Raw genomic sequence first — 11,475 nt, forward strand, 5'->3', positions numbered from 1 at the left:
ATATTTAGTTTTTTGTCAGACCTTAATAACCAGTAAGTTCCATATATCCCGTTCCTGAATGCGTGCCTTTAATCCGTACCGGACCTTCCCAATAAGGCACAGAAAGCGGCATCTTTGCATTGGGGTTCAGTGCTGAAACCGTCACTTCAATTTGTTGAGTTGGAATGGATATTTGCCATTCCGTTGGATAACTGCGTCCTTGAATTTCCGTTTGCTTGGTCGCCTTTAAGCGGATGTCTTTTTGCGAAATGGCAATGCCAGAGCCGTCTTGTTGCATCAGCCTTGCATTGGAGTAACTGGCTGATCCGGTTTTGGAATCACGCAATTGGAACACCACCAGGCTGGTCTCGTCACTCAACCTTAGAGCAAACCAGTCCCAGCCTTGTTGTGAGTCGAGTAAGAATTGCGAGCTCCACTCTCGGTCTATCCAACCTTTGCCGGATACTTGATGGATTTCGCCGTCGATAGTGACTTCACCAGTTACATCAATAAACGGTTGGCTGTAGTAATACGAGGCCACCTGACCATCGGCGCTTTTGGTGCTGTAACCTTGCTTGCCTTGCTTTTGATAAGGTGCGTTGCTGGTAAACGTCAGAGAATAGCCAAACTGCTCGGAGTTCACCTTCAATGTGGCAGGGAAGAGATCGTTGGTTGAAGAAGTCCACTGCCAATCATCGAGATAAACTCGAAATGGTGAAGTGTCGACGCCGGCTAGAGAGGCATGGTCACGTGACCATTTTTCATCGGCGTAATGTTTATCGGTTGTAGTGACTGCGCTGTGCGCCATGTAGATCTGCTGAGTTTGCCACTCGGTTTTCTTCACGTCATCTTCGCCCCTTGGCGGTGGTGGTGACGACGGCGCAGCAGCAAAGCGAAATTGTGTCCATTGAACGCCAAGTGGGTTGCCGTCTTCATCGATTAAGTTGGCGGTTAAATACCACCATTCATGACGAAAATTCGGGTGCGCTTGATGATCGGTAGGAAAGGTGAGTTCAACCCCTTTTTCCACGGGTGTGAATAGGTTGCTCTCGCTTTGCGTATCTCCACTGCCCAGCAACGTACCCATATTTTGCGTGCCCATATTTTTTTGTTGGGGATCTTCACAGCCGAATAGGAACAAACTGCTTATGAATAGAGTAAGTTTGCTTGCCAATTGAACCATCACAACACCTCGCTTTGCAAACTGGACACGACAGGCTTGCTGACCAATCGCCATAGCGGAATTAAGGTTGCAATCACCGCCACTAAGATGGTGATCGCCGCAATGTTCAGCGCGTTATTCCAATGCCACAGATAATTTAAGCTCCAACCAAAAGCGCGTAAGGTGACGATGTCCGTCAGTACATAACCCACCATGGCACCGAGGGGCAGGGCGATAACCAGAGTAAAACTGACCAAAGCGACGATCTGTCCGACCACCATGGTCATTAATTTGCGACGGCTGACGCCAAGTGCATACAGCCTAGCAATGGCGGCTTTGCGCGCGTCGAGCAACATGAAACAAGCACTGAACAAACCAATCACCGCGACCATCAAAGTCACGCCGTTGAGCGCTCGCGTAATGGCGAAAGTCTGCGAGAAAATATCCAACGCGATGGATTTGATTTGCGCCTGATCGTAGAGCTGACTTGGATGCAGATTCAGTTGTTCGCGCATTTGGTTATAGACAATTTGTGGGTCCCCCGAGACTTTAATACCAAGGCTTGTTGGTAGGTCGGTAAAGCCACTCTCTTGCCATAATTTGGGTGCCAATAACACTTCACCATTGGGCGAGCCGTAATCGTGAAATATCGCACCCACAAGCAGGTTCTTATTTGGAACTGCATCAAGCGTGAGCTCGCTACCCAGTGATAAACCCAGTTTGACCGCGGTTGGTTCACTGATGGCGACTAACTCACCTTGGTAAAAACGCTGCCAGAAGTTCTCCAAATGCGATTTGAACACCATGGTTTGCTCTAAGGTGTCTTTGTCTTTGGTACCAAGCAAAATCGGTAAACCTTGCAGGTTATCGTCGACGTAGTATTGCTTGTAGACGGTCTCAACCTTGTCGAATTGCCCTAACTCGCGCTCCACATCTGCGATTTCCCCTTGGGCAGGGCTGACGTAAATATCGGCGTGCAACCTTTGTTCTAACCACTGTTTTAGGGTGGACTCGAAGCTACCAACTAGCGTGTTCATGCCCATATTGGCTGTAACGGCGAGTAGCAGTGCCATCATGGCGAGAGAGAGCGGCGAAATCAGCTCGCGCAGCTCAGCAAACAGATACTGCATCAAACCGGAAGTGGTGCGCTTTTCACACCAATTGGCTAACACGCTGAGTGTTTTGGGTAAGTACAACGGAATCGACACAACAAGCACACCGAGCCACGCCATGGTAAATCGGTGGTGCTCACTCAGCCATAATCCAGCAAGTGCGAGAGCCGTCAACGCAGCGCCTATCACGAATAATTGGTTTTCGTTAGAGGCTTCAGGCACCTGATAAAATCCGCCATGAGAGGAAAGCGGTTGGCGCACTCGCTGTTTAAAGTGCTGCCAACATGCCAATAGGGTTGCAGCTAACGTGAGCAGTAGCGCTTGCGCCCACCATTGCCACTGCCAAGTGCCGGGCAGCAGTGTCGCGCCATAAAGTTGTTCTAGAGTCAGTGCCACGGTCGGATGTAACCAGTGGCTAAGCTGCATGCCCAATACAAAACCGAGGGAAGCGCCGATGGTAACGAGAATAGTGAGTTCAACTAACAGCGCAGAGAACACAATGCTCGGCGCGACACCCGCCTGTTGAATCTGCACTAACAGCCGATTGCGCTTAAGCAAGCTGTACTTAACGCCGTTGTAAGCAATGAACAGCCCAACTAAAAACGCGAGTAAGCTCATTGCCGTGAGGTTGAGGTGAAAGCTGTCGGTCAGCGAGCCAAGGTCTGTACTTTGATTATTGGTAATCCATTGTCCTTGCTCGCCAATGATGCTTTGCCATTTTGCTTGCGTGTCTTTATTCCCTTTATCACCCGAATGGAAAACCGCAATGTAACTGAGCTGTCCTTGTTTGTTGAGCAGTTGCTGGGCAAAACCAATGTCCATCAACATTCTGCTACCTAACTGCCAATCATCGGGTAATACCACCACTTGGGTTGGGATGTCGTCTAAAGTTAGGGTTTTTACCTCCCCTAAGTTTTGGTGTTGCGATTGGCTCATCATCACGATGGGCTTGCCAGCTAAAAGCTCAGTTAAAGGCAAAGCACTGTCGAACAAAGACACGTTCTGTTGGTTATCTGATGACTTTTGCTTGTTGTCCGTTGAATAGCGCGAACGTGAAGAGATGGCGGCAATCAACTCGCTACCTTGTACAGACCAGCGACGGCCTTGTTCGTCTCTCACTCGCCCTTCGATTACAGGTAGCGATGCACTGAGTCCGTTTTGTCTAAGGATGAAATAGAGCGACTCGGGCAGATAGTTTTGCCCTGCCGGTGGAATAATTAAGTTCTGAGCTTGTGCGCTGAGCTGCTCTGTAGATTCGGCATAGCTGCGCTTGGCATTGAGGTTAATCGCTTGGACAGCCACAAACAAGGTCACTGCCAATACGATACCTATCAGAATTGCGGCGGCTTGCAGTGGCGCTTGGCGATAGTGCGCCGCAAACAGATTCAGGGTGAGTCGAGCATGCGTGAATCTGGTGTTTGAGAGCTTAGCTTGCTTCATGATGTTGCTCATTTACACCGCGCTGCTTTTGCGTCAGTCCGTTTTGCAAACGACCATCTTTCAAGCGCCCTTCTTTTAAACGCCCATCCTTTAAACGTCCATCTTTTAAGCGTAAGTGGGTTTGCATAAACTGGGCGCATTCAGGGCTATGGGTCACCAAGAGCACGGCGGTATTGCCTTGTGTGGTGATTTCACTGAGCAGTTTCATCACTTCCAAGCCCGCTTTTTGGTCGAGGTTACCTGTGGGTTCATCAGCAAGCAGAAGTTTAGGCTTATGGGCTAAAGCTCTAGCAATCGCGACACGCTGCTGCTGTCCACCAGAGAGCGACGAAACGTGCCTATCAAGTAGAGTGTGGATGTCCATCTTTTCCACCAAGTAATCACACCAATCATTCCAACGTTGTTGGTTTAGATGCAGTGGGAACGCGATGTTTTGTTTGACGTTAAGTGGAGTGAGGAGATTGAACTGCTGGAAGATTACGCCCAGTTTTTGGTGTCGAAACCGGCTCCACTGTGGGTCTTTCCAGCGTTTCGCGCAGTCACCATCGAGCCAGAGTTCCCCGCTGGTGAGGGGTTCGAATCCTGCAATAATGTTGAGTAAGGTGCTCTTGCCGCTGCCACTGGCGCCCGTCAGTGCGACGCTTGCTCCTGATGATAGGGTGAAATCGATATTATCTAAGACACGATGAGTTTCTTTGCCATCGACAAAACTTTTACTGGCACTTTGTAACGTGACAAGTGGACTGTCCATTTCCTCTTCCTTCATCTTGAAGTAACGTGGGCATAGTGTTGTTTGTTATGTCACCTATGTATACAAATTGCTCTCTTAAATTCTAGACAACAAGTTGAAAAGTGGGTGTTAAAACCGGTTTGTGTAATGAATTGTACTCGAAAGCGGACTGATTGGATTGGTATTGCGGAGAGACGGTATTCTAAGGATAAGAAAAAACCCGAGAAAAACTCGGGCTTTGAATTTGGGCTTAGGCTCAGTTAATTTGCTGGAAACTAATTAACTAACTACTAATTAACTACTTTCTAATTACCTAGCTAACTAGCGAGTAACTGACTTACGCGTAGTAAGCTTCTACTTCGCCTTTTAGTTTGATAAGCATTGGGTTACCGAAACGGTCTTTTGCTTTAGGTGAAGCAATTTTTACCCAACCTTCGCTGATGCAGTATTCTTCTACGTCAGTGCGCTCTTTGCCGTTAAAACGGATACCGATTTGGTGATCGAAACATTCTTTGATGAAGAATGGGCTACGTGGGTTACCCGCTAGGCGATCTGGTAGAGCTGGTTTAGCTGTATCTGTCATTTTGTGTGACCTTGAAGTCCGTTAAAAAAAGTGCGTCATTGTAGTCAGTGCAAGGCAAGTGTTCAAGAAGAGTCCGTCGTAGTTTGAGGTTTAAATACCTCATTAACGACAAAAAGGCTCGTTAAGAACGATAAAACTTACTGTCGTTGAACACATCACGATCGCGTGGATCGTTTGATAGAAACATCCACATCTCTTTCATGCTTTGCTCAAAGAACTCAGGCTCATATACGACCATAGAGCAATGTTCCTCAAGTGCAATAGCAAAAGGCTCTAATACCTCAAAACCGATTCTCTCAATATCGCTGATATCAAGAAAGTACAGTTTCTTATCCGTTTTTTGTGCCCGTGGTTTAGGGAGCTTTCCGCTACCAAGTACAGAGAAGTCGAGTTCGACGGTTAAGCCTGTTCGGTTCTGTTTTAGCGCATAAACGTCATCAGTTTGCGAGAGAATACTGTAATTCAAATCATCGAAATAGCTCAACGTTTCTTGCTTCATTGGGTGCATAGTTTATCCGTAAATTGTGCTGTGTGGCTTACGTGAAAATCCGCTTATAAGCCTTTCAAGTATTGAGCGTTTGCCGTAGGTTGAATCATCGTATTGAGCGCTTGCTCACCCTGTTCACATGGTGTTTCTAACAGTAGCAAAAATGCATCAATCAACTCTGATTTAGTGGCTGATACCTTAGTCTCTGTTTGAATATCGCGTAGGTCAATCAGCACATCGGTAAACAGCTGTGGTAGATCTTGCAGTACTTGCAAGTTCAATACGTTGTGTTCGCTGTATATCGAGTTGTGACTGCCTTTTTGCTTTTGCACCACGTATGGGTTGTCTTTCAAATTAATGATTGAAGTACGTTTATCACAGCGCTTCAAACACCCTTTATTGACCTTGATTTTACGGCAGCCCTCAGTTTGTTGGAACAGACATTGACGGCTAGTGAGCAGGGTATTTGGGTGGTAGACGCTGTAGTAACTGCGCATGTTTTTCGGACGCTTAATGTGGCGCATCTGCTTCATATTTAACTCGTTAGAGATAAACGCGCCGCTTGCCGCAAACTCTTCTTGCAAACATTTGAATGAGTATGAGTTGACGGTGTTCATTTGTGGGCCCGCTACCCAACCCAAACCCAGTTGTTGAGCGATGATGCCAACGCCTGAGTTATTGGTGATCGACAATTCCGGCTTCACGGCTTCTAAGAATGTGCGTGCCGCTTGGTAATCGTCACCAATTAATATCGCAGGGAACCAAGGTTTCAGTGTCGGATTTGCTTGGAATAGTTCTATCATGGCCGGCAGTTCGCCCGCTAAACCCATTGGCAGTTGATAGTAGACATCTGCATTATTGTCTTCGCACAGTGACGCGTCTTGCATTGCTGAGATCAGTACCGACAGTTTTGGTGCGCCTAAACGTGGTTCTGACGCAGGTAACGCGGGTAGGCTCGGTACGTCAATCGCCCCTTTTAAGCTGCTGCTGGACACATTGGTTGAATTCACATCAAAGGACTGTGTTTTTTCTGCAACGGTTTCGATGATCGCTGTTTTATCGTCGTACAGTTTCTTCTTCACGGCTTGAACATCATCAACCGACTGACACTGATAGATCTTTGAAAAGTGTTTTACCGCATGGTCGCGAGGGTTATCAATGTACATTGCCTTACCGAAATCACCTTGCAAAAATGCGTTAGAAAAATCTCGGTTAAATACGGTGTAAAGTTCAGTGGTGTCGTTTGATAGTTCAACCCCATCACATAAACGGTCAATCTGCTTACGCCAGTTATCGACAACTGTATACACGTAATGTGATTTTTTGATGCGTCCTTCGACTTTGAGTGAGTAAACGCCTGCGTCTGCAAGGGCGGCTAAATCGCCAAACGCGGAGTTGTCTTTCATGTTGAGTGGGTAATTGTTGCCTGTTTTTGTCGTTTCGTATTGTTCACGACAGGGTTGGCTACAACGGCCACGGTTACCTGAAGCGCCATTACGTGCAGAGCTGATATAACAAATCCCAGAAAACCCAATACAGTAAGAGCCATGAACGAAGACTTCCATCATGACGTTATGCTCACGACCAAATTGAGCGAGGTGTTTTATCTCGTTGATGTTCAGTTCACGAGAAAGGTTGACGCGACTTGCCGTGAGTTGGTTAAGGAACAGAATTTGTCCCTCATTATGCGTATTCAACTGGGTAGAGGCATGCACGTCCAAATCAGGAAAATGGTTCTTGAGAATATAAGCAAGGCCAAGATCTTGTACGATCACACCATCTATCGCGGTGGTGTTCAGTTGGCTAAGCAGACGCACAATCGCGGGAATTTCGCTTTCTAAAATCAGTACGTTAAGCGTCAAGAAGATCTTACAGTTATGCTGATGCGCCAGTGTTAAAACACCATTTAAGTTATCTAATGATAGGTTGGTTGCACGGTTGCGCGCATTAAAGCGGTCAAGCCCACAATAGATGGCGTCGGCACCTGCAGCAATCGCCGCTTTTATAGAATCTAGATCGCCACCTGGCGCTAATAACTCAAATTGATCGCGTGTCACTCGTTCACTCTTACTCAGCAATAAAATAAGCACGTATTCTATGGGTTTCAAAAATGTGATCTAGCGCTAGTTAACAGTTTATTAATCTGAATCAATTAATCTGAACATCCGGTCTATATTTGAGTGACTAACTGATAACGAAAAAGGAAAGACAGTATGAGATGGATGATCGTTGGATTAGCTGTGTTATTGGCTTCGTATACCACGCAGGCTGAAGAGAGTGTTGTTCGTGTTGGTAGCCAGCATTCTGTGCAAGATACTGCCGATAAGTTTGTTGAGATTGCTCAAGAGAAAGGGCTGAATGTGTTCGCTAGGGTCAACCATCAAGCCAATGCGGCGAAAGTCGATATGGCGCTTAGACCAACCGAGGTCATTGTTTTTGGCAACCCTAAGGTAGGGACCCCGTTAATGGTTTGCGCGCAAGAAGTGGCGATTGATCTTCCACAAAAAGTCTTGATCTATGAAGATGCCGAGGGCAAAACTTGGTTAGCTTACAACGACCCATCCTACTTAAAAGAGCGTCACGACATAAAGGGATGTGATGAGGTCTTGAATAAAGTCAGCGGCGTGTTGGGAACCTTGGTCAACGCAGCAGCGCAGTAATAATGGCTAGGGTATGGAAATGAAATAGGGATCGACATGATGACCAGTGGTTAACCTTTGCTGGCTCGTACTCAGCCTGACTAAGTTGGTGGTTTGTTAATCATAAACACATAAATCATAAACACACCACCAAACTCATTTTTGGACAAAAACGTCTCAGTGAGTTTTCTAAATTAGTAGGGTACGGATAACTTCAAGTATGGAAATTTACTTAACTCTAACTCAGTGCTCAATACTAGTGGTCCGCACCATTGAATGAGTTCTGCCAAGTTACGTTGAGAGAGAAACTGTATAGCTCAATGGATGAGTTGCAGAAAGATCTGGATGAATGGATGGACTGCTACAACAATCATCGTACTCATCAAGGAAAAATGTGCGGTGGTAGAACGCCTATAGAAACATTAGAGGATGGGAAATCAATCTAGCCCAGATATAATCTTGACAAGCACCGAGTCGAAATGTGGGTAGCTGATAGAACAGGTCTATATCCTACTTTGCTATCCTTACTCCAAATTAATGAAATAGCTATCGATGGAGAGGTTGTTTGTATTTTTCAATGGGCCTAAATTAGAGATATTTTGGCAGTTCAAGAGCGTCCTGATTAGGTATAGTAAGTGTCAAATTACACCTCCATTCTGAACATTTCTATGATCCTATTTATGTAGATATCCTCCTTTTTATCTCTATGTGAATATTTTGGGCAACCAAGGTCTAAATACGGATTAATAGGTGTCGATATTATGTTCCCGCGCGGTTTCCTTTGAGATAGAAACTGTCCCAGCTCACCAATATCGGAAGATACCTTAAAGCCTAGTTCATCCGTACAAGTGAGAAAAATCTCTCCATCTGAGTTAATGCATAGAAACTGATCGCACTTATTACTGAGGTAACACATATTCGTTTTCTTCCCAATTGCATGGCTGTAATATTTTTCTATATTTGATAAGAAAGGTTTTTCACTTCCTCTTTCTTTGTGTAGAAAAAAAATTTCTTTCAAAAAACCAGAATAATCATTTACATCTACATTTTCGGAAGTAAGATGACTATTAAACTTAGGATTAAATGAAACAGAGTCTGCTTTTATCTCGCAAATGAACTTATATATATCTGAAGCTCTTTTAATGTTTTTATCGTGAATCACAAATATAACAAAAAGATTTAGCCCTCTTTTTTTTACCTCTCTAAATTTTGATATTGTATGATCTAGTTTTTTCTGAGGATCTTTCTCCATACCGAAACGATATTCATTACACTCCAAATCTGGTCCATCGATACTGAATCCAAGATGGAAGTTATTTTCTGAAAACAAATCAAAGTATTTATTACTGAGCAAGAGACCATTTGTTTGAACTATGTTTTCATACCGATGATATCTAAACCTACCAAAATATTTTTTTTGTAGACGTATAACCTCTTGAAAAAATTCAACTCCGGCAGCTAAAGGTTCTCCACCGTGCCAAGTAAATCGAAAAGAAGAGAACTCGTCTTTTGAGGCTGAGTAAATAATTTTATCCAGAACCTCTAAACTCATTCTCCTTGTTTTTGAGTCATATTTTTCAGCATTGCAATAACTACATTTCAAATTGCAAGTTTCATCAACAGGTTTAATTACGAGATTTTTATGTTTATAGTTTGACATTTGAGTAAGTTTATTTAATAGATGGATATCGACTTTATTTTTGAAATAAGATATTTAATGTAGAAATAAATAATACTATCAAAATAGTCGTATTTACACTGCATGTGATTGATAGGTACTTCGTTCAAAGAAAGTTCATACTTACACCCACCATCACAAACTGGAAGATATGCACACGTTTTTTTTTTCGCAACCGTTTGAAATTGTGTCAGCCAAATTATTCTGGTACTTTTCTCGCGAAATATGATCAACTTCCGTGCTCACATCACCCACGTAAAACTCTTTCATTCCAAACGCACTAATACAAGAACGTAATAAACCATTCGGTTCAAGCAAGTAGCTATTTTCTTGCGTGACCATACAAGGCGTCGGAAATACTGCCGACAGATCAAGATTGAAACCTCTCTTTTTACATATAGTCATGGCATAAGCAAAAGATTTCGCCATATCAATACTAGATGGATCATATAGGCTCCCATCACTGTAGATGTAATTCCCATTTTTTCTGTATACCGCAATAGGCTCAAGCTTGACTAAAGCTTTATTTTCGATGCCGGGACATACAGTTAGTATATCGTTAAGGAGCTCTTCAATTGTTTCTATGGTAGATTTATCAAAGTTAATTTTTATCGTGACTTTGAAATACTTGGTATAAACAGCCAAATTGTCTACTATCTGTCTGTATTTTCCTGCCCTATCTAGGCTTTTTCTTCTTTTATCATTAACGACCTCACTTCCATCAAATGTAATCTGGACATCACGAAGCCCGAGATTAGCCATTCTTCGGAGGGTTTCTTCATCATTGAAAGTCCCATTAGTAATCATTTCATATGGATGCAAACGAATACCTAGAGATTCACTTAGTTTATTTAGCTCACTAAATAAACTGACAGCGATGTCTGGTTTGAGCATTGGCTCTCCGCCAAACAAGATTAGTCTGAGTACTTCAATATTTTCGTTTTGAACTTTATTTACAATCCAGTCAATAGAATTTTTAAATACGACTTCATTCATAGAAGCCCTTTTAACCCTATTTTCAAAACAATATCCACATCTAAGGTCGCACTCAGTAGTTGTTGTAAATAAAATACCTAATGTTTTTGACGGGGCTGATCTTACTTTAAAAAAATCGTCGTATTCATCCAATACGGTTTTTTCATCTGATACAAGAAAACCGTCTCGAAACAGTCTTTTGATAGAAGTGTCAGAAATATTATCAAGAGATGAAATACTATCACTTAACTGACCAAGTTTTGATGTTAGAGTGTTGTAGAGGTAGTAGTCTCCTCCGACTTGTACCTCTACGTTGAATACACTACTACGATATTCCATAGAGCTAAACCCTACATGCTGAGTCCCAACTTGGAGTTGGTCCACGGCTAGAACGCTCTAATGCATCAAGCAATTGCTTCATCCCCTTAGCTATATCAGGACTGACTTTGTATTTTACTTTGTCTCCCGTAACAGGATCTTCGATGATAATCACAATATCTTCTTTAGAGTTGTTATCAGCCATGCAATATTCCTTTTGATTTAAAAATGATTTTGAGTTCTAACAGCGATTACTAATCAACATTAGTATTAATTTTGATTTTATCCAGCAGGACGTTTGAAAACTGGGAACTAATGAGAGGTGCTGCGAGGTTGATCCGTTTGCGCGCCTTCATACTCGCTTGGCAATTT

The 11,475-nt window shown here is 43.6% G+C and carries 10 protein-coding genes and 1 pseudogene; 2 read left to right on the forward strand and 9 right to left on the reverse strand.

The genetic code is table 11. From position 1 onward, the window contains the following. Nucleotides 1-22: 22 nt before the first annotated feature. The 6 genes from KHN78_RS19850 to KHN78_RS19875 all read right to left on the reverse strand — a co-directional run bounded on the left by KHN78_RS19850 (nt 23) and on the right by KHN78_RS19875 (nt 7,550). Nucleotides 23-1,162 carry a lipocalin-like domain-containing protein gene (locus tag KHN78_RS19850; RefSeq protein WP_211918386.1) on the reverse strand — a complete coding sequence of 380 codons (1,140 nt, stop codon included), beginning with the start codon at nt 1,160-1,162 and terminating at the stop codon, nt 23-25. After that, nucleotides 1,162-3,693, reverse strand: coding sequence for an ABC transporter permease (locus KHN78_RS19855; protein WP_211918388.1), 2,532 nt, complete (start codon nt 3,691-3,693; stop codon nt 1,162-1,164). Before KHN78_RS19855 ends, KHN78_RS19850 begins: the two co-directional genes overlap by 1 nt. Then, nucleotides 3,680-4,444, reverse strand: a complete 765-nt coding sequence (locus KHN78_RS19860) for an ABC transporter ATP-binding protein (RefSeq protein ID WP_211918390.1) — start codon at nt 4,442-4,444, stop codon at nt 3,680-3,682. The genes KHN78_RS19855 and KHN78_RS19860 overlap by 14 nt, the downstream gene beginning before the upstream one ends. A 316-nt stretch (nt 4,445-4,760) precedes the next feature. After that, nucleotides 4,761-5,006, reverse strand: a complete 246-nt coding sequence (locus KHN78_RS19865; protein WP_128813426.1) for a DUF3297 family protein — start codon at nt 5,004-5,006, stop codon at nt 4,761-4,763. A 121-nt stretch (nt 5,007-5,127) separates the two neighbouring features. Then, nucleotides 5,128-5,514 (reverse strand): hypothetical protein, encoded by a 387-nt coding sequence (locus KHN78_RS19870; RefSeq protein ID WP_211918391.1) that lies wholly within the window; start codon nt 5,512-5,514, stop codon nt 5,128-5,130. Between the two features lie 44 nt (nt 5,515-5,558). Further along, nucleotides 5,559-7,550 carry a peptidase U32 family protein gene (locus KHN78_RS19875; RefSeq protein WP_211918393.1) on the reverse strand — a complete coding sequence of 664 codons (1,992 nt, stop codon included), beginning with the start codon at nt 7,548-7,550 and terminating at the stop codon, nt 5,559-5,561. A 156-nt stretch (nt 7,551-7,706) separates the two neighbouring features. Here KHN78_RS19875 and KHN78_RS19880 point away from each other — a divergent pair, with 156 nt between their 5' ends. Beyond that, complete coding sequence (locus KHN78_RS19880; RefSeq protein WP_211918395.1) at nt 7,707-8,153, forward strand: DUF302 domain-containing protein; 447 nt, start codon at nt 7,707-7,709, stop codon at nt 8,151-8,153. 251 nt (nt 8,154-8,404) lie between these two features. Next, nucleotides 8,405-8,578, forward strand: a pseudogene (locus tag KHN78_RS19885) (integrase core domain-containing protein); the annotation flags it as partial. A 197-nt stretch (nt 8,579-8,775) separates the two neighbouring features. Here KHN78_RS19885 and KHN78_RS19890 read toward each other — a convergent pair. The 3 genes from KHN78_RS19890 to KHN78_RS19900 all read right to left on the reverse strand — a co-directional run bounded on the left by KHN78_RS19890 (nt 8,776) and on the right by KHN78_RS19900 (nt 11,308). Continuing rightward, a complete protein-coding gene (locus tag KHN78_RS19890; RefSeq protein WP_263422525.1) occupies nt 8,776-9,684 on the reverse strand; it encodes a radical SAM protein in 909 nt (302 codons plus the stop codon). A gap of 261 nt (nt 9,685-9,945) precedes the next feature. Beyond that, nucleotides 9,946-11,124, reverse strand: coding sequence for a radical SAM protein (locus KHN78_RS19895; RefSeq protein WP_211918399.1), 1,179 nt, complete (start codon nt 11,122-11,124; stop codon nt 9,946-9,948). 4 nt (nt 11,125-11,128) lie between these two features. Then, nucleotides 11,129-11,308, reverse strand: coding sequence for a hypothetical protein (locus tag KHN78_RS19900; protein WP_211918401.1), 180 nt, complete (start codon nt 11,306-11,308; stop codon nt 11,129-11,131). Nucleotides 11,309-11,475: the final 167 nt, after the last annotated feature.

Origin of the sequence: Vibrio sp. B1REV9 (assembly GCF_905175395.2) — a bacterium.
GTDB lineage: Bacteria > Pseudomonadota > Gammaproteobacteria > Enterobacterales > Vibrionaceae > Vibrio > Vibrio alfacsensis.

Coding starts and splice junctions, on each gene's coding strand:
- KHN78_RS19855 (WP_211918388.1), bottom strand. CDS start 3,693: ATGAAGCAAGCTAAGCTCTCAAACACCAGATTCACGCATGCTCGACTC.
- KHN78_RS19900 (WP_211918401.1), bottom strand. CDS start 11,308: ATGGCTGATAACAACTCTAAAGAAGATATTGTGATTATCATCGAAGAT.
- KHN78_RS19890 (WP_263422525.1), bottom strand. CDS start 9,684: ATGAGTTTAGAGGTTCTGGATAAAATTATTTACTCAGCCTCAAAAGAC.
- KHN78_RS19850 (WP_211918386.1), bottom strand. CDS start 1,162: ATGGTTCAATTGGCAAGCAAACTTACTCTATTCATAAGCAGTTTGTTC.
- KHN78_RS19895 (WP_211918399.1), bottom strand. CDS start 11,124: ATGGAATATCGTAGTAGTGTATTCAACGTAGAGGTACAAGTCGGAGGA.
- KHN78_RS19870 (WP_211918391.1), bottom strand. CDS start 5,514: ATGCACCCAATGAAGCAAGAAACGTTGAGCTATTTCGATGATTTGAAT.
- KHN78_RS19865 (WP_128813426.1), bottom strand. CDS start 5,006: ATGACAGATACAGCTAAACCAGCTCTACCAGATCGCCTAGCGGGTAAC.
- KHN78_RS19860 (WP_211918390.1), bottom strand. CDS start 4,444: ATGGACAGTCCACTTGTCACGTTACAAAGTGCCAGTAAAAGTTTTGTC.
- KHN78_RS19880 (WP_211918395.1), top strand. CDS start 7,707: ATGAGATGGATGATCGTTGGATTAGCTGTGTTATTGGCTTCGTATACC.